Origin of the sequence: Nonlabens agnitus, assembly GCF_002994045.1 — a bacterium.
Lineage (GTDB): Bacteria > Bacteroidota > Bacteroidia > Flavobacteriales > Flavobacteriaceae > Nonlabens > Nonlabens agnitus.
On the sequence record NZ_MQUC01000003.1, the window covers coordinates 472501 to 499390 of the forward strand.

Genomic DNA, 26890 nt, shown 5'->3' on the forward strand with positions numbered 1-26890 from the left:
GCCCATGATTATGATGCCACCTCGCGGTCCTCTTAAAGTTTTATGGGTGGTACTTGTGCATATATGCGAATGCTCTACCGCATCTTGAAGTAGACCTTTGGCAATTAATCCAGCTGGATGAGCGATATCTGATAATAGAACTGCCCCAACATTATCTGCAATCTCCCTGAACCTTTTATAATCAATCTCCCTGCTATACGCTGACGCTCCGGCAATAATTAATTTAGGTTGCTCTTTTTCAGCAATTTTTGCTATCTCATCATAATCCAAAAGACCTGTTTCGCGATCAACTCCATAAAATGATGTGGTGTATAATTTCCCTGAAAAATTCACTGGAGATCCATGGGTTAGGTGACCGCCGTGTGAAAGGTCAAATCCTAGAATTTTATCTCCAGGGTTTAAGCAAGCATGAAAAACTGCTGTGTTGGCTTGGCTTCCAGAATGGGGTTGCACATTGACGTATTCTGCATTAAATAAAAGCTTCGCTCGTTCAATCGCTATAATTTCAATTTTGTCCACAATCTCGCAGCCGCCATAATATCTTTTATGAGGATATCCTTCTGCATATTTGTTGGTCAGTATAGAGCCTGCCGCTTTAAGCACATTATCGCTAACATAGTTCTCGCTGGCAATCAGTTCTAGTCCTGAAACCTGTCTTTTAGCTTCTAAATCAATCAGATCAAATATCTCGTTATCCATTGCTGTCATTTGTGAAAAAATTATATACAAAAATAGGTCACAACCTCTATGTTAGGGGCTCTCAATTATAGTTTTGATTATTACTTTTAAACAGTTTAACAACCATATATGCCAGCCCAGACCAACAACCCCAATCGCAGATCATGGATAGGATACAGCAAAGACTCTCACTTCCCTATTCAAAACATACCTTTTGGTGTGTTTCTTACTCGTGAGAATGTCATTACCATAGGTACTCGCATAGGCGATCACGCTATAGATCTAGGTGCTCTTCAAGAGTTGGGATACTTTGCAGACGTACCTCTTACTGATGATATGTTCATGCAGGATACCTTAAACGATTTCATATCTGATGGTAAAAAAACTTGGAGGCTAGTGCGCAATCGCATCGGTGATATTTTTGATAAGGACAATGATGAATTGAGAGACCACAAGGAAAATAGAGATCGGGTCATTTTTCACATGGACGAGGTCGAGATGCAGCTACCAGTACTTATAGGAGACTACACAGATTTTTACAGCAGTAAGGAACATGCTATAAATGTAGGATCTATGTTTAGAGACAAGGAAAACGCTTTAATGCCCAATTGGATCCATATGCCTATAGCGTATCACGGTAGGTCCAGTTCAATCATTCCATCAGGCATTAACATTCATAGACCAAAAGGTCAAATGCTCAATAAAGACACTAATGAGCCGGTTTTTGGCCCGTCAAAAAAGGTTGATTTTGAACTCGAGACAGCCTTTATCACTACTGATGCCAACAAGTTGGGTGAACCTATTGACATCAAACAGGCCGAAGATTATATCTTCGGGATGGTTTTATTAAACGACTGGAGCGCTCGCGACATACAAAAATGGGAATATGCACCACTAGGGCCTTTCCTGGGTAAAAACTTTGCAACATCGATCAGTCCCTGGATTGTCACCATGGATGCATTGGAACCATTTAGATGCGCTGGTCCTGAGCAGGAAAAAACGCCCCTTAAATATTTGAATCACAAACCCAAGAGTAGTTTTGACATCCATCTAGAAGTGGATCTTACTCCAGAAAATGGAACGCCTACTACGCTTACTAAGTCCAATTTCAAACACCTTTACTGGAGCATGTCCCAGCAATTGGCGCATCATACCATTAACGGCTGCCGTATCAACAGTGGTGATCTTATGGGTAGCGGCACGATTTCTGGTCCAGTGCCAGATAGTTACGGTTCGCTGTTGGAGCTAAGCTGGAATGGAGAACAACCCATACGTTTGAACGATGGTACCCAGCGTAGTTTTGTAAACGACAAAGACACGATTACAATGCGAGGCTATTGCAACAATAATTCCGTTAGGATAGGTTTTGGTGAAGTGTCCAATAAATTAATTCCTTCGTACACGGCAACCGTTAAAGGCAGCAAATAGTTGTAATTTTAGTTCGCTTTCGCGAAAGCGATATCCATCAATCCTTCTACCATCCACTATACCTATGATTTCATCCAATATTCCTTACCAAGAACTGCGATATTTTTCCAAAATTATCAAAGCATATTTAGAGGATTCGAACCAGATAAAGGGACTGTACCATAGGTATCCAAGGCTGGAGAATTTTGGCGATCAAATTGCTGAAAAATCTCAGCAACATGATTTGCAAGAAACGCGTCAAGTGTTGGTAGAAGCGTTGGGCAAGCAATACCGAAATGTGTATGACGCCGATGCCGCGCTGCAAAACATTCAGCTTTTAAAGGATGATAAGACCTTTACGGTAGTGACTGGTCACCAGCTCAATCTATTTACTGGGCCGCTTTATTTTTTGTACAAAATCATATCCACCATAAATCTATGCAAAGCGCTCAAGACCGAATATCCTGAGTATAACTTCGTTCCCGTCTATTGGATGGCTACAGAGGATCATGATTTTGATGAGATTAAATTCTTCAATTTTGGAAATCGTAAGTTGGTCTATGAGCGAGAAAGTGCTGGCGCTGTAGGACGTCTGGATACGGATGGTCTTGAGAATATTAATGAGCAGCTGCAAATTCTTTTAGGCGCTTCACGATTTTCTGAGGAGCTTTCTAATCTATTTTCACAATCATACACAGCAGATAACCTCGCCATTGCGACCAGGAACTTAGCCCACGAGCTGTTCAAGCAAGATGGATTAGTCATCATTGATGCAGATGATCCACAACTCAAAAGCCTTGCGATTCCCTATTTCAAAAAGGAGCTCATCGATCAGTCTTCTTTTGAGGCGGTTAACGAGACCTTAAAAAATTGGAATGATGGCTTCGAAGTCCAGGTCAACCCACGAGAGATCAATTTGTTCTATTTGAATGATAGCGGTCGTTACCGCATTATAAAAAAGGATGAGAAATTCTTTCTGGATGGCATCGATAAAATATTTTCAGAGAAAGAAATCTTAAACGAACTCGAAGAGCATCCTGATCGGTTTTCTCCTAATGTTATTATGAGACCGCTGTATCAGGAAATTATCCTGCCTAACCTTTGCTATATAGGTGGCGGTGGTGAGATCGCATACTGGCTGGAGTTGAAAAACTATTTTGAAGGTCAACATATTCCATTTCCCATTTTGCTATTGCGCAACTCTGCACTGTTGATCAATGCTAAACAACTAGAAAAGCTTGAATCTTTAAATGTCGATGTGGCAGATCTCTTTAAAAAAGATCACGAGCTCAACGAACAGATCATACGACAAGTGTCAGAAATAGAGATCGATTTTGAGCAGCAAAAAGAATTTCTCAAAAAGCAATTCAAAGAGCTCCATGCCGTGGCTCAAGACACAGATCCTTCATTTCTAGGTGCTGTTGGTGCTCAAGAGCGTAAACAAATCAAAGGCCTGGAGCATCTTGAAAAACGTCTTTTAAAAGCTCAAAAACGCAAATGGAATGATCATTTAGAACGCGTGGCTGTTATTAAAAACGAGCTTTTCCCTAACGATAGCCTGCAAGAGCGCCAGGCTAACTTTTCATATTTCTATAAAGACATGGGTCCAGAATTGATCGATATCCTCAAGAAATCGCTAGACCCGTTAGATCCTAGATTCACTGTGATTGAACTGTGAACAATGATGGTCATTTTCTTGATAAGTGACCTTGTAGCTCTAACACCTTTTTTCTATTAAAAACCTAAATTTGCACATGCAGAACAGTGTTTTAATTCTTGATTTTGGATCCCAGTACACACAGCTTATAGCGCGTCGCGTGCGAGAGCTCAATATTTATTGCGAGATCCATCCTTTCCATAAAGTGCCAGAAGATCTTTCTTCATTCAAGGCCGTTATCCTTTCAGGTAGTCCTTTTTCAGTGCGATCTGAAGATGCACCACATCCAGACATAAGCCAGATCAAAGGGAAATTGCCATTATTGGGTGTTTGTTACGGCGCTCAATATTTAGCACATTTTCACGGTGGCCAGGTGGCGCCTTCCAGTACCAGAGAGTACGGTCGCGCACATCTAACGGTAATCAAGGATGCTGAACCACTCTTTAGCAACATTACAGAGAATTCACAAGTATGGATGTCTCACAGCGATACCATCAAAAACCTACCTGAAAATGCGGTAACGCTTGCCAGTACGCAAGACGTTCTTAACGCTGCCTACAGGATAGATGGTGAAGAAACATATGGAATACAGTTCCATCCAGAGGTTTATCATAGTACTGATGGTAAGCAACTTTTGCACAATTTCTTAATTGAGATTGCAGGAGTCCAACCCGACTGGACACCTGGAGCTTTTGTGGATATGACCGTTGCAGAACTAAAAGAAAAAGTAGGCGACGATAAAGTCGTCTTGGGATTGAGCGGTGGCGTTGATTCTAGTGTGGCCGCGATTTTGCTACACAAAGCTATAGGCAAGAACCTTTACTGCATTTTTGTGAACAACGGTTTGTTGCGCAAGGATGAATACGATCAGGTCCTTGATCAATACAAAGACATGGGACTCAATGTAAAGGGTGTTGATGCCACGGCACGGTTTATGGAAGCCTTAAAAAATGTTGAGGATCCTGAGTTAAAGCGCAAGGCTATAGGCCGAGTGTTTATTGAGGTTTTTGATGATGAGGCACACGCGATTGAAGATGTGAAATTTCTAGCACAAGGAACGATTTATCCAGACGTGATAGAAAGTATTTCAGTCAACGGGCCTAGTGCGACGATTAAGTCACACCACAATGTAGGTGGCCTGCCAGACTTCATGAAACTCAAGATAGTAGAGCCGTTGCGCATGCTGTTCAAGGATGAAGTAAGAAGAGTAGGTGCAGAGATGGGAATGGCTCAAAACCTATTAGGTCGTCACCCATTTCCAGGTCCAGGACTGGCGATACGTATTTTGGGCGATGTAGATCAAGAAAAGGTACGATTGCTGCAAGAGGCAGATGCGATCTTTATTGCAAACCTCAAGAAATGGGAATTGTACGATAAGGTATGGCAGGCAGGAGCGATTCTGCTTCCTGTAAATTCTGTAGGAGTGATGGGCGATGAGCGCACCTATGAAAAATGTGTAGCACTGCGAGCGGTAGAAAGTACAGATGGTATGACGGCAGATTGGGTAGATCTTCCCTATAAATTCCTACAGGATACCAGCAACGAGATAATAAATAAGGTCAAAGGCGTTAATAGAGTAGTGTACGACATCAGCTCAAAGCCGCCGGCCACTATTGAATGGGAATAATATGATACGATTTATAACAGTGATTTTGTTGGTTTGTTTCGCTTTCGCGAAAGCGAACTCATCTACACTTCAAAGCTATAATAGGCACGTGGTGGAGCAAGGAGATACCATGTATATGCTTACCAATAAGTATAACGTGACCGCCGCGCAACTCATTGAACTCAACCCAGATCTTAAAATGGGTTTGAAAAGTGGTGCCACGATCCTGATACCTAAATCAGTTAGCGCAATTACCAATCGTCCTATTGAAAGCTATGAAACGCATAAGGTTAAGTGTAAAGAAACTTTGTATTCTTTATCAAAGGAATATGGCGTTACAGAATTGGATATCAAGGAAGCCAATAAGGAATTGTACTCAAACCCTTTACGCAAGGGCGACCGTATCCAGATTCCCGTATTTGCTGAAGTTGCTCAGCCCAAAGAACCTATCGTCATCGATATCATCCCAGGAGTAACAGATATCGTAAAAGTAGCTGACACTAAAGCCGAAACGGTAAAACCAGGTCAGTACAAGGTAAAAAAGTCTGAAGGTAAATATAGAGTCGCTACAAATAACAACATCACGATTGCTCAATTGGAAGCCTGGAATCCAGATTTGGGAGAATTGGATGAAGGTATGATCGTCAATGTGGTGGACCCTAAAAACATACCATCGACTTCATCAGATTCCAAGAAATTGCGCTACATCGATTATGAAGTGGAGCCTAAAATGACCATGTATAGCCTGGAAAAAATGAGCGGCCTGAGCGCAGATTCTCTTATAGCTATCAATCCAGCGCTAAAAGATGGCGTGAAGAAGGGCATGACTATCAAGCTGCCTTATAGAGCGGTAAACGAAAAGGAGACACCAGAATTATGGAACAGTACTGCAAAATATGCCAGATTAGTAGATAGTATTAGAAATTATGAGAATCAACGCATCGCTGTAATGTTGCCATTTTCTATCAATGGCTTGAGTAGTGATGAATATGGCAAACAGCTTAAGGAAAGCAACACTATGAGAATTGCCACTGATTTTTATAGCGGTATGATGATCGCTAGAGATAGCGCAAGAGCGTTAGGAATCAATGTGCAGTTTGATGTTTTTGACACAGGACGCAATGAGAGCACATCACTTAAAATCCTTAGAGATAATAACTTCAAAAATTACAACAGCGTTATTGGACCATTGCTGGCTAAAAATGTAGTGGCTGTAGCAAAAGAATTAGAGAGAGATAAAATACCTGTGATTTCGCCTTTGACCAATACTGATGTTCAGCTTTACAAAAACCTATTTCAAGCACGACCAGATGAGCAGTTTTTGATGAATAGACTTAAGAATTACTTGGTCAATTTTTCACGAGGTAAGAATGTAATCATCGTTACAGATAATAAGAACCCACAGTATAAGGATGAATTTGCACCGTTGTTTCCAGCTGCTAAGATTCTGTATCCAGACAAGAATAATTACATCTCAAGCTACAAGTATACCAGCGCGCTCTCAAAAGAAATGGAAAACGTGGTCATTCTAGCAGTAGACCATGTAGGTTTTATAACTGACGCGGTTTCAAATTATGCTGCTAAAGCGAGAACTCATGATATCACAATGGTAGGTATGGACGATTACGATAATATGAACATCAATAATATGGGTCTTGCTGCAGTAAATTACACCTATCCTAAGATGAATAGACACACCAGTAGTGAAAACGTTTTTGCAAATCATTATTTCAAGAAGCACGGTATCACGCCTAGCGATTTTGCAACTAGAGGTTTTGACGTTACAATGGATGTGATTCTTAGGCAAGCAAGCGCGGATGATCTTTACGAAAGTGCTCTTCGAAATGGTAAAACTGTGATGGTAGAAAATAGCTTTGAGTATAATAAGCGTTTCACCAAAGGTTTCTACAATGAGGCCTGCTATATATTGAGATATCAGCCAGATTTAACGATTGAAGAAGTAGAACTTTCTGGTTATGGAGAATAAATCATCAATCACATCTACGGTAGAATATCTTGGAGATTTAAGATGCACATCAACGCATGTTAAAAGCGGTAGCTCATTTGCTACAGATGCACCGTTAGATAACAATGGTAAAGGCGAGGCATTCTCACCTACGGACACGGTTGCTACAGGGCTTGCCAGTTGTATGTTGACTGTTATGGGAATAAAGGCTAGAGAATTGACAGTCGATATTTCAATAAGCACTGCAGCGGTAACCAAAATCATGTCGGCAGAGCCGCGTCGTATCTCACAAATAGACGTCCAACTAGAAATGACCGGTAATTGTGACAAGCGTACCCAACTCATTTTGGAACGAGTGGCGATGACTTATCCTGTTCACAATAGCCTGCATCCAGATATAAAAAAGAATATCACCTTTAATTGGGATTAGATAGTTCAAAAACGTTCAGGGTTTAACCTTCCATTCGATTTTATAAGTAGTAGGGCCGTTTAAAGGTGATGCAAACGCGCTGGTACATTTTTGATGGTCATTTCAAAACTATTTGAATCTACCCTAATGATGTTCGGCATGTTTTTCATTTACCACATCACTACATCATCACATTACCATGAATCAGCAGCCAATAACCTGTTGAAATAATCCATTTTTAGCGCGTGGAGTATTCCTAATTTGCTCATAAAATAAGTACTTTTGCAGCTGGTTTTCAAAAAGCACAGTTAGGGTTTATGGCACATGCAAAGTACATTTTTGTCACAGGTGGAGTTACTTCCTCATTAGGAAAAGGAATTATCGCCGCTTCACTGGCAAAACTATTGCAGGCCAGAGGACTGCGAGTGACCATACAGAAGCTGGATCCTTATATTAATGTGGATCCTGGAACGCTTAATCCTTATGAACATGGTGAGTGTTATGTCACAGAAGATGGCGCAGAAACTGACCTTGACCTAGGCCACTACGAGCGTTTTCTCAATGTCAATACCTCACAGGCAAATAACGTCACTACAGGTAGAATCTACCAAAGCGTTATTGATAAGGAAAGACGTGGCGAGTTTCTTGGAAAAACCGTTCAAGTCATACCTCATATTACAGATGAAATCAAGCACCGCATCCAGATTTTAGGAAAATCTGGAGATTACGATGTGGTGATCACAGAGATAGGTGGAACCGTAGGTGATATCGAGTCCTTACCGTACATAGAAAGTGTACGACAATTAAGTTGGGAACTGGGCGAGCACAATTCGCTCGTCATTCATTTGACTTTGATACCTTACTTAAGTGCCGCTGGTGAGCTTAAGACCAAACCAACTCAACACAGTGTAAAGACCTTGATGGAAAGCGGAGTGCAGGCAGACATTTTGGTATGTCGCACAGAGCACGAACTTTCTGAAGACATTCGGTTAAAACTAGCACGTTTCTGCAACGTGAAGCCAGAAGCGGTCATCCAATCCATTGATGTAGAGACCATCTATGATGTTCCTAACAAGATGCAGGAGCAAGGTCTAGATACCGTTGTAATTAAAAAATTAAAGCTCAAGACTGGAGCGCAGCCAGATCTAAAACGCTGGAATCAATTCTTGCAACGCCATAAAAACCCTAAATCAGAAGTTACCATAGGGCTCATTGGTAAATACGTAGAACTTCAGGATTCCTATAAATCCATTCTCGAGGCTTTCATTCATGCCGGTGCAGAAAATGAGGTGAGCGTGAATATAGAATCCATTCACAGTGAGCACCTTGAAGTAGGTAAAGTGTCGCAACACTTGCAACACCTTGACGGTTTGCTGGTTGCACCAGGATTTGGTGAACGTGGTATCGAGGGCAAGATAGAAGCTGTCAAATATGCTCGTGAGAATGGTATTCCGTTTTTTGGGATCTGTCTTGGGATGCAAATGGCGGTTATTGAATACAGTCGCAATGTTTTGGGAATCAAGGATGCCAACTCCTCAGAGATGGAACGTGAAACTTCAAATCCTGTGATTTCCCTTATGGAGGATCAAAAGGATATTCTGGATATGGGCGGCACCATGCGTTTGGGCGCGTGGGATTGCGAGCTTAAATCTGGCAGAATCAAAGAAATCTACGGCAAGGACCTCATTTCAGAACGTCACCGTCACAGGTATGAATTCAACAATGCCTATCGTGAGCAGCTGGAAAAAGGAGGTCTAGCCTGCACGGGAATCAACCCTAAATCTGGACTGGTAGAAGTGATCGAGATTGCAAATCATCCTTGGTTCGTGGGCGTGCAGTACCATCCAGAATATAAAAGTACCGTGGCGTCACCGCACCCATTGTTTACCTCGTTTGTGCAGGCAGCAGCAAATTTTAAAAGGAATAAAAAGGATTGAGGAGAGTTCGCTTTCGCGAAAGCGTAACAACCACCATCGTATTCATACATATAGAAACTAGCAAGACTAGCAAATAACCCCAATTTAGGGACATCACATATGGAAGAGAAAAAAACGGACTGGAAAACATTACTGGGAATGACCTTGATATTTGGTATTCTCATGTGGACTTTTCTTTACAATCAAGAGGAAACCCAACCTGTTGATGAAACAGCTACAGAACAATCTCTAACTATTGAAGATGATGCGCCAGCAGCAGCCACAGTGGCTAATGATAGCACAATCACCGCAGTAGATTCCACACGTCAGGCCGTGCCGCTAGGTAAGGAAGTGACCCTGTCAAATGACCTGCTGGAACTTAAAATAAATACTAAAGGTGCGATCATTGAAACGGCACTGCTCAAAAAGTTTAAAACCTTTGATTCCTTGCCTGTTTATCTCGCTAGAGAAAACGATCATTCTCTTGATTTAATCCTTAAGGCAAAAGATGGTCGCGAGATCCATACTAAGGATCTTGTTTTTAATGCAAAAGAGTCCATGAACGGCAGCAATAAAGTTCTGGCACTAACGGCACCAGTCGGTTCAGGATCTATTGAATATCGATTTGAAATGAAACCAGATGATTACATGCTGGATTTCAACATCAGGACTCAAGGAATCGCAAGTGCGGTAAATACTTCAGAAAATCCTGTGTTGGACTGGAGAATGAAGGCGTACCGACGTTCCAAGAGTATGACAAACGAGAATCGCTATACAGAGATCAAGTTTGAATACGATGGCGGTAGCGATGATTATACAGGACAAGGCGACACTGCAGATGAGGAAGCAGAAAACATCACTTATGTAGCCTATAAGCAACATTTCTTTTCCTCCATTCTTTTGACAGATACTCCTTTTGTAAGTGGTTTGATGGAATCGACCAACATTGAAGAAATCAATGAAGAGCAGGACAAGTTCACCAAAGAGTTTGAATCCAAGTTGCTTATGGAATATAGTGGCGGCGAGTTGGCTTACAATATGGATTGGTATTTCGGTCCAACAGACTTTGACATCTTGGATGGTTACGACCGCAATCTTGATGAAGTCGTTGATCTTGGTTGGGGAATTTTTGGATGGATCAATGAGTATGCGATACGTCCATATTTCTCTTTCTTGACGGTTGATTTAGGTATTGCCTTTGGTATTGCAATTATTTTATTGACGATATCTGTGCGCCTAGTTTTGTCTCCAGTGCTTTATAAGAGTTACTTGACTCAAGCCAAAATGAAAGTCCTACGTCCAGAACTTAACCGCATTGCGGAAAAGTACAAGGACAACGCCATGAAAAAGCAACAGGAAACCATGAAGGTGCAAAGCGAGGCTGGAGCGAGTCCGCTATCGGGTTGTTTGCCGGCGCTGTTGCAAATGCCTGTGTTTTTTGCCTTATTCAAATTTTTCCCAACGGCTTTTGATTTAAGACAAAAGAGTTTCCTGTGGGCAGACGACTTGTCTAGTTACGATACGATCTATAAGTTCCCTGATGGTTTTGAAATTCCATTTTATGGTGATCACGTGAGTTTGTTCCCGATTTTGGCGTCCATCTCTATTTTCTTCTACATGCAAATGACCACGGGTCAAAGCATGCAATCGCCACAACTTGGCATGCCCAACATGAAGTTCATCATGTATCTGTCACCATTGTTCATGCTGGTGTTCTTTAATAACTATGCGAGTGGTTTATCCTTGTACTACTTTGTTTCTAACTTGATTACCATAGGTATCATGTTAGTGATCAAGAACTTTATCATCGATAAAGATCGTGTTCTCGCTAAAATTGAAAAGGCAAAAGCAAAACCAAAGAAGAAAAAGGGACGCTTTGCTTCAAAAATGGCAGAAATCATGGAGCAGGCGCAAGCACAACAAGAAGCGCAAAAGAAAAAGAAATAAGCTTCTTTTTCTTATGGCCACTTTACATTGAATGAACGTACTTGAAAAATATCTTCCAGCACCGGCAGTCAGACCACTTACTGCGTTGCTGGAAATACATCAAGTCCATTTAAAGATTGTCAACGAGCGACAAACACGGCACGGTGATTATCGACCACTACCAGATGGGTCACACAAGATTACCATTAATGCTAATCTCAACGCTTATCGCTTTTTAATTACTCTCGTTCACGAGATTGCCCATCTTGTCGCGTTCAAGAAATATGGCTATCAAATCAAACCGCATGGGTTGGAATGGAAAAAAACCTTCCAGCAGTTAATGTTGCCTTTCCTAAGGCCAGAGGTTTTTCCAAATAATTTACTGCCGGTACTTGACCGGCATTTCAAGAATCCCAAAGCCAGCAGCGATACAGATGCTGCGATGAGCGTTGCCTTGAAATCCTATGATGCGCCGACTGATAAAATCTATATATTTGAGTTGGAATATGGCTCTTATTTTATCACCTCACAGGGCCGTCGATTTCGTCGAGGTAAAAAGCTGAGAAAGCGATTTGAGTGTGTTGAAGTCGACACAGGCAGAACCTATATTTTTCAGCCAAATGTACAAGTACAATTATGGAAAAAAATCTAGAGAATAAATATGCAGTGATTATGGCCGGTGGCGTTGGATCCAGGTTTTGGCCGGTAAGCCGTCAGACATTTCCCAAGCAATTTCACGATATGCTGGGATTGGGACAATCATTGCTACAAACCACTTTTGACCGGCTCAAGCAGCAGGTTCCTGAAGGTAATATATTGATTCTAACAAACGCAGATTACATTCCACTGGTTCAGGAGCAATTATCTCAGATTCCCATGGAGAATATTGTGTCAGAGCCAGCCATGCGCAATACAGCACCTTGCATACTGCTCGCTGCTCTCAAAATCCAGAAAAAGAATCCTGATGCTATCATGATTGTCGCGCCCAGCGATAGCTATATCGAGAACAATACGCAGTTTCAAAAGGATCTTAAAACGGCTTTTTCTTTTTGTGAGGAGCATCCGCAAGCTTTGATGACATTAGGCATTGAGCCAGATTCACCTAACACTGGCTTCGGCTACATTGAGTATCTACAAGGCGACCATGACGTCAAGAAAGTCGCCCAATTTAGGGAAAAACCAGATTTAGAGACCGCGCAGTCCTACATAGATGCAGGGAATTATTTATGGAATTCTGGGACATTTATATGGTCTGTGGATTCGGTGTTGTCCGCTTTCGCGAAAGCGGAACCAGAACTATTCCAATTGTTTGAAAAAGGCATGCCAGCATACAACGAGGCAGAAGAAACTGAATTTCTTGCCGAAAACTATGAAAAGGCCAAGAACATTTCCATTGACTATGCGGTGATGGAACGCAGTAAGGACGTTTATACGTTGCCTGTGGATTTTGGCTGGAATGACGTGGGAACCTGGAGTAGTTTATACAGTAGACTTGCAAAAGATGAGAACTCTAATGCGCTCGTGAATGCATCGTTGACCTCACGTGAAGCAACGGGAAACATGATCAAAACCAGACCTGGTAAGAAAGTAATTGTTCAAGGATTAGAAAACTACATCATCGTTGATGAAGACGACGTACTCATGATCATGCCGTTGTCTGCAGATCAAGATATCAAGGAGATTAGGAATAATGCAATAAAAAAATACGGTAGTAACTTATCATAGATGGATCAGAATTCTAAAGACACCGGTGATTCCCAGTTAGAAGAAAACCAAAAAGTCATTCTAGGAATATGGGATAATTCCAAGAAGTTTTTAAACGACTTACTCGACATACGTGAGGATTCTGATCGCAATGAAACGATCGAATCTGTGCGCAAGGATATTTCTTTCCAGGGTCACAATGCTTGGATTTTGATTTTTTCCATTTTCGTTGCGTCCTTAGGATTAAATGTAGGTTCTACTGCGGTGGTAATAGGTGCGATGTTAATCTCGCCACTTATGGGCCCTATCGTTGGTATGGGACTAGGTGTGGCGATCAATGATGACCGTATGTTGCGTCGATCGCTCATTAATTTAGGTGTGATGGTGAGTCTGTCTTTACTCGCGGCAACATTGTATTTTACGTTGACACCTATATCAGAATTCACTCCAGAATTAGAAGCGAGAACAGCGCCTAACGTGCTGGACGTGCTTGTGGCCATTTTTGGTGGTCTGGCACTTATCGTGGCAAAAACTAAAAAAGGAACGATATCAAATGCCATTGCTGGTGTTGCTATTGCCACAGCCTTGATGCCACCATTGTGTACGGCTGGATACGGTATTTCAGAAGGTAATCTTGCATATTTTAGTGGTGCCATGTATTTATTTTCTATCAACACGGTCTTTATAGGCTTATCTACTTATGTAGTCTGTAAGCTGTTGAAATTCCCGATGGTCAAATATGCGAACCAAAAGAAACGTAAGCGTATATCTGCAATAGCAACTATCGTTGGAATCATCGTACTCGCACCATCTATTTATCTGTTTTACCAACTGTACCGAGTGCAGGTAGAAAAGAGTGCCATCAACGAATTCATGGACGAATATGTACAGTATGAAGGCGTTCGTTCTACATCAGAATACGATCCTAAAACCAAAAAATTGGATGTGGTGTTGTTTGGTGCGCCAGTTCCAGATTTGATCATTCAACAATGGAAGAAAAAGCTGGAGTCTTATCCAGCGTTGTCCCAAGTAACCTCGCAGTTTTATCAAGGTTCGTCTGCTCCTAATCTGGACGGCAATTATGAAAATATTGCCAGCATGCAGGAAGAGCGCATAGGTGATATTAAACGATTACAAGATCAAGGATTACAGATCACTGCATTACAAATGGAACTGGCTGCGATCAAAAGTGAAAACCGCAGGTTTGAATCCATAAGTGAAGAAGCGCATTTGCTGTATCCCGAATTGAAAACTATTTCTTACGCGCCAAACGTGTCCAAAAGTTTTAATAACAACACTATGGATACCGTTGATGTTTTTACCGTTACATATAACGATTCGCTCATGAAGCCACTGGAACGTTTAACGGTTAATAGCCGCCTGAAGAATTGGCTGAAATACAGAATCAAGTCTGACAGTGTGATGGTGCAAACAGCGCAAGCTACTGCGTCTGGAATCTAGTTGAGGACTGGAATAAAAAGGTAATAGGGTTTATAAGCCTTTATTCTGAGCAATTCTAACCTTACGGAAGAGTTCTGAGCTGTAAACAAAGTCGGTTACCGCTTCATTCTCTGTTTTGAAAATTTCCTTATTGGTGCCTTTCCAGGCAATCTTTCCATCTTTGAGGAAAATGATGGTCTCTCCAATTTCCAAAACCGAGTTCATATCGTGAGAAATGATGACGGTAGTAATGTTGGCTTCATGAGTCAACTCTTGAATAAGGTTGTCAATTACGGTAGCCGTTTTAGGATCCAGTCCAGAGTTGGGCTCATCACAAAATAGATACGCTGGCTTGTTCACCACAGCTCTCGCAAGCGCCACACGTTTTTGCTGCCCACCAGAAATTTCGCTAGGCTTTTTCTTATTGAGATTTTCTAGATTGACTCGTTGTAAAATATCGTTAGCTCTTTCCTGACGTTCCTTACGACGCATTTTAGTAAACATGCGTAAAGGGAACATCACGTTTTCTTCTACTGTCATGGAGTCAAATAACGCACTGTGCTGGAATAGCATTCCCATATTTTCACGCAGCTCTTTTTGACGATTTTCATCCATCTCGCTCAATCGCTCGTTGTCGTATATAATCTCACCAGAATCTGGCTTAAACAATCCCAGCATATTCTTTAGAAATACAGATTTTCCAGAACCACTGGCGCCTATTATCATGTTGGTTTTGCCTCGATCAAACGTGGCATCAATACCGTCAAGTATGGTCTCGCCTTTAAAACTCTTATGTAGATTTTTGATTTCTATCATAACAGTATGGTTGTAAGTAAGTAGTTAGCAACAATGATGGCAACACAGGTCCAAACGAATGAGGTAGTAGAAGCTTCACCTACTTCAAGAGCACCACCTTTCATATAATAGCCATGATAGCTAGGAATGGTAGCTAGAATAAGACCAAAGACCATGGTTTTTATAAAAGCATAGACGATTTGGTAGGGAACAAAAGTGTCTTGCAGACCTGTAATAAAGTCTTGAGTACTAACCAGATCACCATAAACGGCAGCTAGGAACCCACCTAAGATTCCAACAAACATGATGATGGCAATAAGTATCGGGTAAAACAACATCGCAATAATCTTTGGGAATACCAGATAATTCAGCGGGTTGATACCCATTACTTTAAGAGCATCTATCTGCTCTGTGACGTTCATGGTTCCTATGCTTGATGTGATATAGGATCCTACTTTTCCAGCCATGATAATTGAGATTACCGTAGGTGCAAACTCTAAAATTATGGACTGTCTTACGGCAAATCCTATAAGGGATTTTGGAATCAAAGGATTATCCAGATTCAAGGAAGTTTGTAACGCCACAACGGCACCCATAAATAGGCTAATAAAAGCAGTGATACCTATAGATCCTATGATTAGGTCGTCAATCTCCTTCATGATCAGTTCCTTAAGAACAACAGCTTTTGTGGGCCTTCTAAAGACCTCAAAGAGCATGATCATATATTTGCCCAGATGGCTCAAAATCTTCATGAGCGGTAAATATATAGATAAATTAGAACTGGCGATTTAATCCTTTCTTAAACTTGACAGGATTTACAATATGTATTTTTGTAAAAATTCTGTAGAATGAAATTAATGAAATCCCTTTGCTTTTTTCTGGTGTTGTTGACTGGAACTATTTCGCTTTCGCAGAAGCGAACTAACCCTCAACAGCCAGCAATCATGAAAGCTTCCAGTGAAACCAATATCACAACGGTAGACAGGCCAAAACTTGTCGTAGGTATTGTCGTGGATCAAATGCGTTATGATTACCTCACTAGGTTTTACGATCGATACAGTAACGGTGGTTTCAAACGTTTGATGAAAGATGGTTTTAGCGCTACTAACAACCATTACAATTTTGTTCCTACCTATACGGCACCTGGACATGCATCCATTTATACAGGTACCACGCCAGCAGATCATGGAATCATAGGAAATAATTGGTATGACAAATTCATCGACAAGACGATTTACAATGCAGACGATGAAAATGCCATTCCTATAGGTACGTCTAGCGATGAAGGTAAGATGTCACCACGCAAATTATTGAGTTCTACGGTAACGGACGAATTGGAATTGTTTACTCAAGGACGTGCCAAGGTGATAGGTATATCCATTAAAGACCGTGGTGCGATATTGCCAGCAGGCCATGCGGCAGATGCCGCCTACTGGTTTAGAGGTGGCGATGAAGGTGCTTTTATCACCAGTGATTTTTATATGCAAGAGCTTCCTAAATGGGTAAAGGATTTTAATGAGTCCAATCCTGCCAGTAAATACCTTAAAAAGTGGGAAACACTTTATCCTATTGACAGCTATATAGCTAGTGGTTTAGATCTCAATGATTTTGAAAGAGCGCCACGAGGCAAGGAAACGGCCACATTCCCATATGATCTCAAAGAACTGGCTCCTTCAAATGGCGATTATAATCTTATCAAATCCACTCCATACGGTAACAGCATTGTAGCAGATTTTGCTATTGAGGCTCTGGATAGCGAAAGTATGGGCAAGGACGACATCACAGACTTTTTGGCGGTAAGTTTTTCAAGTACAGATTATGTGGGTCATCAATATGGAGTAAATTCTGTTGAGATTGAGGATACGTATTTAAGACTGGATCAAGATCTAGCAAGGCTGCTCGATGCTCTTGACCAAAAGGTTGGGAATGGCGAGTACACCGTTTTCCTAACAGCAGACCATGGAGCGGTAAACGTACCAGCCTATTTGCAGGAGAAAAGATTCAGTGCTGGATATTTTGATGAACGAACCTTTGTAAAGGAAATGGATTCATTAATCACAAATCAATTCAGCGCCAGCGGATTGATCAAAAATGTAAGCAACGATCAGATCTTTTTTGATCAGTCTGTTTTGAAGTCTAATGGAGTTGATGCTGGAGAGTTGCAGGAATATCTAGCAGCTCAAATACGCAATTATCCAGGTGTCAATAAGGCTTTTACTCGCGATGCACTTGTTAGCGGCAGTTTCACTACAGGTATGGCGGCTTTGGTTCAAAAAGGCTTTCATCATCAACGCAGTGGTGATGTAGTATTTGTATTAGATCCTGGAGTCATCGTGTACTCGGCAAAAGGTAGTACGCACGGTAGCCCACAAAGTTATGATACACACGTGCCGCTATTATTTTATGGTAAAGGCATCAATAAAGGAAGCACCAACGACCGTACACATATCACAGATATAGCTCCAACGATTTCATCTCTTTTGGGAATCAGTTTTCCTAACAGCGCCACGGGAAATCCTATTGGCAAAGTTTTAAAATAATGAGATACTGTTTCTTATATCTTTGTTTCATAAATCAATAGCCATGAAATTATACATCACGATTGCAGCGTTTTTTATTACAGCCATTTCTTTGGGCCAGGCTTATACTGGAAAAGGAGATCAAAAATTCCAAGTAGGGCTTAATCTACAGGATAACGGTACAGGTATTCAAGCCACCTATGATTATGGAGTAGGCGAGAATATCTCCTTTGGTATCTCTACGGTTTATCTGTTAGGTGTTGATGACGAGATTGATGCAGATTTTGACCAGCGTGCAGATCTACGTTTACGTTTCAATGCTAACATAGGGAACGTGCTCAATTTTGACCCAATGTTTGACTTCTATCCAGGACTTAGTTTTGGTACTAAAAACTTCGGTGGTCATGTGGGAGCTCGCTATTTTTTTAGTGAAGGTTTTGGGATTTATACCGAGGCTCAATTTCCATTTGCCAAATACGATGATGGTGACTTAACTCCAGCCGAAGACTTGAACAACCAGTTCAATTTCAACATTGGGATGTCCTTCAATCTTTAGAAACCTAACTTAGACTTGATACCGTTCCAACGGTATTGTCTCAAGAAACGGCCTTGATCTTTATTCAAAATAGGATCTATGCCGTTTTTTTGTGCCTTGAAATATCCTTTCAGGTAATCCATAAACAGATTTGGCTGGCGCTTTTTTGCAGCCATTTTTAGGGCAGTAATTACCGTGAGCGGCCATCCGTAACGCATCTTGTAGAAGGCTTCACCTTGCAATTGCATAGACATGGGTTTGTAGGCAGCACCTGTAGGTTTCAAATGTTTGACGTGCAAACCTGCGATAGTTTCCACCTGCCAGCCATAGTACCTTGCCAGCATCTCGTCCATGGTGTCCCAACCTATGGAAGATCTCAATCCGCCTATTTCTTTGAAACAAGCCGTACGATATGCCTTAAGGGCACCACGTATGTGATCTGGATTGTTTTGGTTTTCCACAACCCAACTACCGTTTAGTTCGATGGTACAATGTCCTGCTGCCATTCCTGTTTTTTCGCTTTCGCGAAAGCGAACTACAATATTTTCTAGGTAATGTTCTGGAAAGATGAGGTCTGCATCAAACTTGCAGATGATGTCCACTTTGTTTTGGTCTACCAGTTCCAATCCCTTTTTGAAGGCGTTGATCACCTTGGTTCCAGGAATATTCTCTGCAGCAGATGCATTCCTTATAATAGTAATAGGTAATCTATCCGTAAAGCGGCTGGCGACATCATACGTGTCGTCTGTACTGTTGTCGTCCACCACAATAATTTGTGCGGCCTTAACGGTTTGCGCAAGGAGACTTTCCAGTGTTTGTACTATGAAAGACGCCTCGTTATAGGCAGGAATAATGATGGCAATGCGCAACGCTATAGGTTTAGGATCGCTCGCAATATACAAGATAGTAACGATCTGTAAAGTTTCTCAAAATAGGGCGTAGGCCCAACTTTTTAGTAGGATTGGTAAACTTCATGCGATCGATCACGTCCCAGCCAGCTTTGTTCAAAACATAGTCCAGCTGCCAGTCCTCAAACTCATGATAGTGTTGATCCCTTATATCGTTGGGATTTCTATAGGCTGATGCAAACCATAATTTGAGAGGTACGCTTACCAATAATTTATTGCAGGGAATCGCTTTTAAAACACCATAGGGATTTACTAAATGCTCAAAAATTTCAAAAGCGGTGACCACCTTGCCGTCAAAACTAGAAACGGCAGTGGTATCATCATCCAAATCTTCACCTTTAGTATTCTGGACTTGAAAACCGTTTTCTTTTAAGATCTCCGAAAATGGATTTTCAATTCCTAGATCCAGAATCTTTTCAGATGGATCCACGTGTAGTTGTAAGAATTCCAGCGTCTTTTTGAAACGTTTTGAGGGAAATGTGTTTTCGTACAAATCAGTAAGTTTTAACCGCGACGTCGCTCAAGAAGAATCATCATCATTAAGCCCAGCATCACGCGTTCCTTGTCGTCATTGTCAATTTCTGCGATTTTTTCAACTTCAAATTCCTTTCCAAAAAAGGAAGGTTTCTTTTTAAGTTTAGCGACGATGTCGCCATTGACATCAGTAACGTTATAGGTTGGGTGAAAAACATATCCAGTAAAAAAACTAAGTACTGGAATCTCGCCCATCAGTGAATCGCCCAGTCGGGTCCATGCGCTGGCTTCCTGTACCTTATACTGAAATTTCTCGTGCTGGTCGATGATGTCGTACTCTGCTTTCCACATGGATTTCCAGCCCTTGCGTGCAATCTTGCCTATTTCAGTGCCATTCGCGTCCAGCATATTGTACGCAGCGCTCCAGTCCAGCCATTGATTAGCTCGTATGGTAAACAACACCTGCGATTTTGAAGTATCGCTGTAGACGGTAATCGCCTCTTTGAGTTTGAACATCTTTTGCCTCACATAAGCGATGGTCGCACCAGTGGCATCAGTGGCAGTAAAGTCGTTGCTCAACGTGGTGATTCTAAAAGAGAACCTAATGGGATACTGAATATTTTGCATGAGATACGGTTGATATGGTCCATGTAAAGGTAGGAGAATAGTTCGCTTTCGCGAAAGCGATATCCGTCAAAAAACACATGAACAAATCATCATTCTTCAACAAGAAATCACTACCTACTGCAAGTGGAACCTGAAAAATCTTGAATCTAACCGTGAATATGGTAACCACCATCTACATGGCGTATCTCTCCAGTAATGCGACATTCTGGACGGAAAAGGTGCACGATTTCAAAAGCGAGATCTTCTGGCCTCGCATTACCTAGCGGGCTCATCCTGTTAGAGGTTTGCACATCTTCTGGACGTAGCGTGGCATTACCGGCCTTGCTGCCCATGAATGGTGAAAATCTCAAAGCGTTGCAACGAATGTCGTACTTGCGTCCCAGCTCATCTGCCAGCTCTACGGTGATTCTTTCCAGTGCTGCCTTTGCAATACTCATATTGCGATAGGGATGAAAGGTAACTTTGGCCGCGGCAATGTAGCTAAGTGAACAAATGGAAGCGCCATTTTGTAACACGCCTTTTTCCAATAAATGACGTGTAACGCTGATCAAGGAATAGGCGCTCACATCCATGGTATCGCAAAATTCCTGCAAGGTCACCTCAATCAAAGGTTTTACTTCTTTCTTGCGTATAGTTTTATCCATAGCGATCGCGTGAAGGAAACCGTCGAGTTTGATGTCTTTATCAGCTAATTCCTGTGCAAAACTGGCGATGTTATCATCGATCGTCACATCTAAAATGGCGGTCAGGCTATCGCCCAACTCTTTTTTGACAGATGCCTTAAAGTCCTCATAGTTAGTGTTGAGAAACGCCTGTGCTTTTTCTGAAAGATTTTTGTGGTGTTTGCTCACACCTAAGCCTGTACAAACTACTTTGCCACCATTTTTGACAATCTCGCGAGCGGTGTACATGGCTAGGGAATGCTCATCTGCTATTCCTGTGATCAAAAAAGTTTTTCCTTGTAGTGTCATAGTGTTTACCATTTATAAAGTGCCGTTCCCCAAGTCCATCCTGCACCTACGGCAGCGAAAAGAATGAGGTCGCCTTTTTTGAGTAGTCCGTTTTTGTTGGTTTCGTCCAACATGATTGGTATTGTGCCACCAGAAGTGTTGGCATAACGATCCATGTTGGTATGTACTTTTTCCCAAGGCAGACCAACGGTTTCTGCAATGGATTGTAGGATGCGTATGCTGGGTTGGTGTGGTATCATGTGATCCACTTGATCAATGGACACCTTATTACGTTCAAGCAGCTCATTGATGGATTTAGGAACCACATCGATAGCGGTCTGGAAAACGGCTTGACCATCCATCTGGAAATAGTGAAGGCGGTCATTAACCGTTTCTTCAGAAGCTGGCTGTAAGGAACCACCAGCTGGAATATTCCAAGCGTCTTTACCACGACCATCAGTATGTAATAAGAAGTCTTGAAAACCTTTGTCTTCAGTTGTATGTGAAATGACCATCGCGCCAGCGCCATCACCAAAAAACACAGAATCACGTCGATCCCAATCGGTGATATTTGAGAACGTATCAGCGCCTATGACCAACACATTTTTATACATACCTGATTTGATGAATTGTACCGCGGTAGCAATGGCAAAAACAGCACCAGAACAAACTGCCGAAATATCAAAGGCCACGGCATCAAACGCCTCCAAATTCTCCTGTACAAAACAAGCACAGGATGGAGCAAGTTTGTCTGGAGTTGCTGTCGCAAGAATGATGAGGTCAATGTCCTTTGCTGTGAGACTTGCATTTTTAAGGGCGTTTTGAGCCGCTTTTGTGGCAAGATCACTTGTGGTCTCACCAGTACTGATGCGTCGTTCCTTAATACCTAGATTCTTTTGTATCCAGGCATCGTTGGAGCCAACTTTTTCAAAGTAATCGTTAGGGACGATATTTTCAGGCGCATAAGATCCTGTACCACTTATATAAGCGTTGTTCATGTAAATAGAAGTTTTGAGCTGCGAGAGTTGAGTCTAGATCCTACCGCCATTTGAGAAGGTGATTTGAATACGGCGTATGGATAAAGTCTTTGCAAGAATTTTAAAAATAGAAGCAACAGTCTCTTGTTTGAATTCCGCGCAATCTACTAAGGCATCAATAATTTGCAGACTCCTTACGCCGGAACTGTCCGATGCCCAAAGTACATAAAAAGCTTTAGGTTATTAATAAAAACACTGAAAACGAGTGCTTTAAATAATGAATTCTCAAAAGAATCAACTGATTTTTGGAGCAGCCAGCAGCATTATGGGCTTTAGTCTACTACCTCTAACTTCGCAAAACGCAGCAATAGCTTCTTCAAACCACCTACTTGAAAGTTAATTTCAGCTTTTTTCTCGCCGCCAATACCTTCTAGATTGACCACGGTTCCTTGACCAAAACGCGCATGAGAAACCTTAGTGCCAGGTTTTAGGTCACCTTCAAAGCCTGCTGGCGCTGGATTAGTTGAGGTACTTACAGGTCGCATCTTGCGCAGTTTGCGTATTTGCTCCTCACTAGGTTTGCTTACTGTTGGTGGTGTGCCGCTGCGAGGTTTGGTCTGGCGCAATTTTGATTTATCAGGTTCATCCCATAAATGATCTGTCATGGCAGACTTGTATTTGTAGTCATCCATAGGAGTGGTGTACTCCAGATATTGATCATCAATTTCGGTAATGAATCTGCTGGGCTCTGCATCGACCAGTTTTCCCCAACGGTATCTACTTAGGGTATACGTCAAATACGCTTGATGTTCTGCTCTGGTGAGTGCCACGTAAAACAAGCGACGTTCTTCTTCCAGTTCCTCACGAGTGTTCATACTCATACCACTAGGGAACAAATCTTCTTCCATTCCTACGATGTATAGGTATGGAAATTCAAGTCCTTTGGATAAGTGTACGGTCATGAGCGAAACACGATCTGTGTCGCCTGTATCTTTGTCTAGATCTGTGGCGAGTGCCACATCTTCCAAGAATTCTGCAAGGGAACCGCGAGCATCTGCAATTTCTTGTTGTCCTTCTACAAAGTCCCGCATACCATTGAGCAACTCTTCAATGTTTTCTATACGAGAAATTCCTTCCTGAGAACCATCCTTCTTAAGCTCTGTTAGAAGTGCACTTTTTTTGATGACATATTCCGTTAGCTCAAAAACGTTCTGTGTTTCTTCCAGTGCCTGGAAGCTTTTGATCATGGTAGCAAAATTGCGCAGTTTGGTTTTGGTACCGCCGTTAATATTAGCTTCGACACGATCAATGTTTTCGATAATCTCAAAGAGACTTTTGTCGTATTGCTTTGCCGCTACGATTAACTTGTCGATTGTTGTGGCGCCTATACCACGCGCTGGATAGTTGATCACACGTTTGATGGCTTCTTCATCTTTTGGATTGACAATCAATCGCAAATAGGAAAGAACATCCTTGACCTCTTTACGCTGGTAGAAACTAAGCCCACCATAAATACGATAGGGTATATCACGCTTGCGCAGTGCGTCTTCCATAGCTCTGGACTGCGCATTAGTTCTATAAAGAATTGCAAACTGATCATTGCCCAGCTGCTTATTCATCTTGTTTTCCCAGATGCTACTGGCCACAAAGCGACCTTCTTCGGCATCGCTCATCAATCGGTGGACGATGATTTTAGGACCATCGTTGTTGGCGGTCCATACGACTTTGTCCAGTTTGGTTTTGTTGTGCTCAATGATGGAATTGGCAGCCTCAACAATATTTTTTGTCGAACGATAATTTTGCTCCAGTCGGTAGGCTTTTACATCATCATAATCACGCTGGAAATTCAGGATGTTGTTAATGTTTGCACCGCGAAATGCATAGATCGACTGGGCATCGTCTCCTACCACACAAATGTTCTGGAATTTATCTGACAGTGCTTTGACAATCAGGTATTGTGAGTGGTTGGTATCCTGATACTCATCCACCAGGATATATTGAAAACGATGTTGATACTTGGCGAGCACATCTGGAAAACGATTCAAAAGCTCATTGGTTTTAAGCAATAAATCATCAAAATCCATGGCGCCAGCTTTAAAACAGCGTTCCACATATTCTTTATAAATGTCACCAAATCGAGGTCGCCTCGCCATCGCGTCTGCCTCTTGCAAATCAGGATCTGCAAAATAGGCACGCACGGTAATCAGACTGTTTTTGAGCGATGAGATTCTGGAAAAAATCTGTTTGTATTTATAGACATCCTTATCAAGCCCCATTTCCTTGATGATGGCGCTGGTAAGTCGCTGGGAATCTTGGGAATCATAGATCGTGAAGTTGGATGGATAGCCCAATTTATCGGCTTGCATGCGCAGCAATCGCGCAAAAACCGAGTGAAAAGTTCCCATCCACAAATTTTTGGACTCGCTGGCGCCCACAATTTCGGCGATACGGTTTTTCATCTCACGCGCCGCCTTGTTGGTAAATGTCAATGCCAAAATATTGAACGGATCCACACCTTGCTGCATCAGGTAGGCGATGCGTAAAGTCAATACGCGTGTCTTGCCAGATCCAGCACCGGCAATCACGATCATGGGACCATCTTTTTGCAGGACTGGAAGCCGCTGCGCGTCATTTAATTGGGATAAATAATCTTCCAAAATCTACTTCATTTTCTGATCTATAAAGATAAGGTTTGATGGGAGTTCGCTTTCGCGAAAGCGAACTAAATACCATCCTTTTTTCAACAAAACAGCCACATTTTTATGCTAAAGACAAAGTCCTACTGCGATGACATATTGTATTTTTAGGGCTCTAAAGACCGCCTATGGAATCCATCTGGGAATTTTTGAGCAGTATAGACTGGTACTGGTATTTGATATTTTTGATCATTATCGTGTTTCTCTATGACGTCTTCCAGCGACGTCATATCATTTTACGCAATTTCCCGGTGGTGGGACATTTTAGATACTGGCTGGAAAGTATTGGTCCAGAGCTGCGCCAATACATCGTGGCAAACAACAGGGAAGAGTTACCCTTTAACAGGATCGAGCGCGGTTGGATCTATGCCAGTGCCAAAAATGAGAACAATTACGAGGGTTTTGGAACCGATAGAGACATTTATGCTAACCAGTATATTTTTATTAATAACTCCATGATGGCGCATAAGGTCGAGAAAGGATCTGTTACAGATCTGGAACCGTCCTTCCTACCATGCGCTAAGGTCATGGGCGCTGCAAAAAACAGAAAAAGACCTTATCGCCCTGCGAGTGTGATCAATATTTCGGCGATGAGTTATGGTAGTTTGAGCGCCAAGGCACTGGATGCCATGAATAATGGTGCCAAAAAAGTCCACGCCTATCACAATACGGGTGAAGGTGGTTTGTCACCGTACCACAAACGTGGTGCAGACGTCGTTTTTCATTTTGGTACTGGGTACTTTGGGGTGAGAGATGACGAAGGGAATTTCTCCATGGAAAAGTTGAAAAAACTCGTGGAAGAGAATCCGCAGATTAGAGCGATTGAGGTTAAACTATCCCAAGGCGCCAAGCCTGGTAAAGGTGGCGTGCTTCCAGGATCAAAAATAACCAAGGAAATAAGTGAGATACGACACGTTCCAATGGGCGAGGACGTACTATCGCCACCTACACATAGCGCTTTCCAAGGTGTCAAGGGACTTGTAGATTTTGTAGAACAAATTGCCACAGAAACTGGACTACCTACGGGTATCAAAGCTGCCATAGGAAAACTGGAACAATGGGAAGAACTGGCAGAAATTATGAAAACTACCGGTAAAGGTCCAGATTTTATCACGGTCGATGGTGGTGAAGGTGGAACTGGCGCAGCACCGCCTAGTTTTGCTGACCATGTGTCGCTTCCATGGGTTTTTGGATTTTCAGATTTGTATCAAGTGTTTCAGCAGCGTGACTTAACTAGTGATATTGTATTTATCGCCAGTGGTAAATTAGGTTTTCCAGCCAAAGCGGCCATGGCATTTTCCATGGGAGCTGATTGTATCAACGTAGCTCGTGAAGCCATGATCTCCATAGGGTGCATTCAAGCCAAAGCCTGTCATAATAACACTTGCCCAACAGGTATCGCCACCCAAAACCAATGGCTACAACGCGGTATCGTGGTTCCTGAAAAAGCAGAACGCCTGGCAAGCTATTTCAAGAAATTCAACAAGGAATTGCTTGAAATCACGCATGCAGCTGGATATGAACATCCTTGTCAATTTGATATGCGGGATGTGGATGTAAGCACCGGTGATACCAATATGACTCAAACCCTGGAATACACCTACAAATACCAAAAAACGCCTGTAGATTTTAAGGGTATGAAGGCTTTGAAAGAGTGTGAACACTTAGGTGGTTCACGTCATTAATATTGAAATAGAAGT

General features: G+C 42.0%; 23 protein-coding genes (1 of these 23 cut by a window edge). 13 read left to right on the forward strand and 10 right to left on the reverse strand.

Going from position 1 to position 26890, the window contains the following annotated elements; genetic code table 11:
- On the reverse strand, nt 1-708 hold the 5' portion of the coding sequence (locus tag BST86_RS02355; protein ID WP_105981854.1) for a serine hydroxymethyltransferase. It extends 570 nt beyond the left edge of the window; 708 of the gene's 1278 nt are visible here — the first part of the coding sequence; it begins with the start codon at nt 706-708; its stop codon lies off the left edge, out of view.
- 99 nt (nt 709-807) lie between these two features.
- Here BST86_RS02355 and fahA point away from each other — a divergent pair, with 99 nt between their 5' ends.
- The 10 genes from fahA to BST86_RS02405 all read left to right on the forward strand — a co-directional run bounded on the left by fahA (nt 808) and on the right by BST86_RS02405 (nt 14730).
- Nucleotides 808-2106: a fumarylacetoacetase gene (gene fahA, locus BST86_RS02360; RefSeq protein ID WP_105981855.1), complete on the forward strand. Its 1299-nt coding sequence runs from the start codon at nt 808-810 to the stop codon at nt 2104-2106.
- A 64-nt stretch (nt 2107-2170) separates the two neighbouring features.
- Entirely contained in the window at nt 2171-3763 is a 1593-nt protein-coding gene (gene bshC, locus BST86_RS02365) for a bacillithiol biosynthesis cysteine-adding enzyme BshC (RefSeq protein WP_105981856.1), read from the forward strand.
- A 76-nt stretch (nt 3764-3839) separates the two neighbouring features.
- The gene (gene guaA / locus BST86_RS02370; protein ID WP_055412266.1) at nt 3840-5369 is read left to right on the forward strand and encodes a glutamine-hydrolyzing GMP synthase; all 1530 of its coding nucleotides are present in this window, start codon (nt 3840-3842) and stop codon (nt 5367-5369) included.
- 1 nt (nt 5370) lies between these two features.
- A complete protein-coding gene (locus BST86_RS02375; RefSeq protein ID WP_197709218.1) occupies nt 5371-7335 on the forward strand; it encodes a LysM peptidoglycan-binding domain-containing protein in 1965 nt (654 codons plus the stop codon).
- A gap of 7 nt (nt 7336-7342) precedes the next feature.
- A complete protein-coding gene (locus tag BST86_RS02380; RefSeq protein ID WP_105983920.1) occupies nt 7343-7744 on the forward strand; it encodes an OsmC family protein in 402 nt (133 codons plus the stop codon).
- 296 nt (nt 7745-8040) lie between these two features.
- On the forward strand, nt 8041-9660 hold the full coding sequence (locus tag BST86_RS02385; RefSeq protein WP_105981857.1) for a CTP synthase: 1620 nt from the start codon (nt 8041-8043) through the stop codon (nt 9658-9660).
- Between the two features lie 99 nt (nt 9661-9759).
- Complete coding sequence (gene yidC / locus BST86_RS02390) at nt 9760-11586, forward strand: membrane protein insertase YidC (protein ID WP_105981858.1); 1827 nt, start codon at nt 9760-9762, stop codon at nt 11584-11586.
- A gap of 31 nt (nt 11587-11617) precedes the next feature.
- A complete protein-coding gene (locus BST86_RS02395) occupies nt 11618-12217 on the forward strand; it encodes a SprT-like domain-containing protein (RefSeq protein ID WP_105981859.1) in 600 nt (199 codons plus the stop codon).
- Complete coding sequence (locus BST86_RS02400; protein ID WP_105981860.1) at nt 12202-13290, forward strand: mannose-1-phosphate guanylyltransferase; 1089 nt, start codon at nt 12202-12204, stop codon at nt 13288-13290. The genes BST86_RS02395 and BST86_RS02400 overlap by 16 nt, the downstream gene beginning before the upstream one ends.
- Nucleotides 13291-14730 carry a DUF389 domain-containing protein gene (locus BST86_RS02405; protein ID WP_105981861.1) on the forward strand — a complete coding sequence of 480 codons (1440 nt, stop codon included), beginning with the start codon at nt 13291-13293 and terminating at the stop codon, nt 14728-14730.
- A gap of 30 nt (nt 14731-14760) precedes the next feature.
- On the opposite strand, the gene BST86_RS02410 is transcribed toward BST86_RS02405, so the two are convergent.
- Together BST86_RS02410 and BST86_RS02415 are read right to left on the reverse strand one after the other, a co-directional pair.
- On the reverse strand, nt 14761-15525 hold the full coding sequence (locus BST86_RS02410) for an ABC transporter ATP-binding protein (protein ID WP_105981862.1): 765 nt from the start codon (nt 15523-15525) through the stop codon (nt 14761-14763).
- Nucleotides 15522-16256: an MlaE family ABC transporter permease gene (locus BST86_RS02415; RefSeq protein WP_105981863.1), complete on the reverse strand. Its 735-nt coding sequence runs from the start codon at nt 16254-16256 to the stop codon at nt 15522-15524. Before BST86_RS02415 ends, BST86_RS02410 begins: the two co-directional genes overlap by 4 nt.
- Nucleotides 16257-16352: 96 nt before the next feature.
- On the opposite strand from BST86_RS02415, the gene pafA reads away from it, so the two are divergent.
- Both pafA and BST86_RS02425 read left to right on the forward strand, forming a co-directional pair.
- Nucleotides 16353-18044, forward strand: a complete 1692-nt coding sequence (gene pafA / locus BST86_RS02420) for an alkaline phosphatase PafA (RefSeq protein ID WP_242446443.1) — start codon at nt 16353-16355, stop codon at nt 18042-18044.
- 43 nt (nt 18045-18087) lie between these two features.
- Nucleotides 18088-18579, forward strand: a complete 492-nt coding sequence (locus tag BST86_RS02425) for a DUF6646 family protein (RefSeq protein WP_105981865.1) — start codon at nt 18088-18090, stop codon at nt 18577-18579.
- On the opposite strand, the gene BST86_RS02430 is transcribed toward BST86_RS02425, so the two are convergent.
- The 7 genes from BST86_RS02430 to BST86_RS02455 form a co-directional block, all read right to left on the reverse strand.
- Nucleotides 18576-19427 carry a glycosyltransferase family 2 protein gene (locus BST86_RS02430; protein ID WP_105983921.1) on the reverse strand — a complete coding sequence of 284 codons (852 nt, stop codon included), beginning with the start codon at nt 19425-19427 and terminating at the stop codon, nt 18576-18578. The two genes, BST86_RS02425 and BST86_RS02430, sit on opposite strands and share 4 nt — an antisense overlap.
- A gap of 10 nt (nt 19428-19437) precedes the next feature.
- Nucleotides 19438-19959: a class I SAM-dependent methyltransferase gene (locus BST86_RS02435; protein ID WP_105981866.1), complete on the reverse strand. Its 522-nt coding sequence runs from the start codon at nt 19957-19959 to the stop codon at nt 19438-19440.
- Nucleotides 19960-19970: 11 nt separating this feature from the next.
- Complete coding sequence (locus tag BST86_RS02440) at nt 19971-20567, reverse strand: LURP-one-related family protein (RefSeq protein ID WP_055412277.1); 597 nt, start codon at nt 20565-20567, stop codon at nt 19971-19973.
- Nucleotides 20542-20739 (reverse strand): hypothetical protein, encoded by a 198-nt coding sequence (locus tag BST86_RS14730; protein ID WP_146126691.1) that lies wholly within the window; start codon nt 20737-20739, stop codon nt 20542-20544. The genes BST86_RS02440 and BST86_RS14730 overlap by 26 nt, the downstream gene beginning before the upstream one ends.
- Nucleotides 20714-21538, reverse strand: a complete 825-nt coding sequence (locus BST86_RS02445) for an SDR family oxidoreductase (RefSeq protein WP_105983922.1) — start codon at nt 21536-21538, stop codon at nt 20714-20716. Before BST86_RS02445 ends, BST86_RS14730 begins: the two co-directional genes overlap by 26 nt.
- 5 nt (nt 21539-21543) lie before the next feature.
- Nucleotides 21544-22515 carry a 3-oxoacyl-ACP synthase III family protein gene (locus BST86_RS02450; RefSeq protein ID WP_105981867.1) on the reverse strand — a complete coding sequence of 324 codons (972 nt, stop codon included), beginning with the start codon at nt 22513-22515 and terminating at the stop codon, nt 21544-21546.
- 311 nt (nt 22516-22826) lie between these two features.
- Complete coding sequence (locus BST86_RS02455; RefSeq protein WP_105981868.1) at nt 22827-25151, reverse strand: ATP-dependent helicase; 2325 nt, start codon at nt 25149-25151, stop codon at nt 22827-22829.
- 167 nt (nt 25152-25318) lie between these two features.
- Between BST86_RS02455 and BST86_RS02460 the strand changes: the two genes are divergently transcribed.
- Complete coding sequence (locus BST86_RS02460; RefSeq protein WP_105981869.1) at nt 25319-26875, forward strand: FMN-binding glutamate synthase family protein; 1557 nt, start codon at nt 25319-25321, stop codon at nt 26873-26875.
- The last annotated feature ends 15 nt before the right edge of the window (nt 26876-26890 follow it).

Bases quoted from the DNA above. Each gene is read 5' to 3' on its own strand.
- fahA (WP_105981855.1), top strand. From the start codon at position 808: ATGCCAGCCCAGACCAACAACCCCAATCGCAGATCATGGATAGGATAC.
- bshC (WP_105981856.1), top strand. From the start codon at position 2,171: ATGATTTCATCCAATATTCCTTACCAAGAACTGCGATATTTTTCCAAA.
- guaA (WP_055412266.1), top strand. From the start codon at position 3,840: ATGCAGAACAGTGTTTTAATTCTTGATTTTGGATCCCAGTACACACAG.
- BST86_RS02375 (WP_197709218.1), top strand. From the start codon at position 5,371: ATGATACGATTTATAACAGTGATTTTGTTGGTTTGTTTCGCTTTCGCG.
- BST86_RS02385 (WP_105981857.1), top strand. From the start codon at position 8,041: ATGGCACATGCAAAGTACATTTTTGTCACAGGTGGAGTTACTTCCTCA.
- yidC (WP_105981858.1), top strand. From the start codon at position 9,760: ATGGAAGAGAAAAAAACGGACTGGAAAACATTACTGGGAATGACCTTG.
- BST86_RS02395 (WP_105981859.1), top strand. From the start codon at position 11,618: ATGAACGTACTTGAAAAATATCTTCCAGCACCGGCAGTCAGACCACTT.
- BST86_RS02400 (WP_105981860.1), top strand. From the start codon at position 12,202: ATGGAAAAAAATCTAGAGAATAAATATGCAGTGATTATGGCCGGTGGC.
- BST86_RS02405 (WP_105981861.1), top strand. From the start codon at position 13,291: ATGGATCAGAATTCTAAAGACACCGGTGATTCCCAGTTAGAAGAAAAC.
- BST86_RS02410 (WP_105981862.1), bottom strand. From the start codon at position 15,525: ATGATAGAAATCAAAAATCTACATAAGAGTTTTAAAGGCGAGACCATA.
- BST86_RS02415 (WP_105981863.1), bottom strand. From the start codon at position 16,256: ATGAAGATTTTGAGCCATCTGGGCAAATATATGATCATGCTCTTTGAG.
- pafA (WP_242446443.1), top strand. From the start codon at position 16,353: ATGAAATTAATGAAATCCCTTTGCTTTTTTCTGGTGTTGTTGACTGGA.
- BST86_RS02425 (WP_105981865.1), top strand. From the start codon at position 18,088: ATGAAATTATACATCACGATTGCAGCGTTTTTTATTACAGCCATTTCT.
- BST86_RS02440 (WP_055412277.1), bottom strand. From the start codon at position 20,567: ATGCAAAATATTCAGTATCCCATTAGGTTCTCTTTTAGAATCACCACG.
- BST86_RS14730 (WP_146126691.1), bottom strand. From the start codon at position 20,739: ATGGTGGTTACCATATTCACGGTTAGATTCAAGATTTTTCAGGTTCCA.
- BST86_RS02445 (WP_105983922.1), bottom strand. From the start codon at position 21,538: ATGACACTACAAGGAAAAACTTTTTTGATCACAGGAATAGCAGATGAG.
- BST86_RS02450 (WP_105981867.1), bottom strand. From the start codon at position 22,515: ATGAACAACGCTTATATAAGTGGTACAGGATCTTATGCGCCTGAAAAT.
- BST86_RS02460 (WP_105981869.1), top strand. From the start codon at position 25,319: ATGGAATCCATCTGGGAATTTTTGAGCAGTATAGACTGGTACTGGTAT.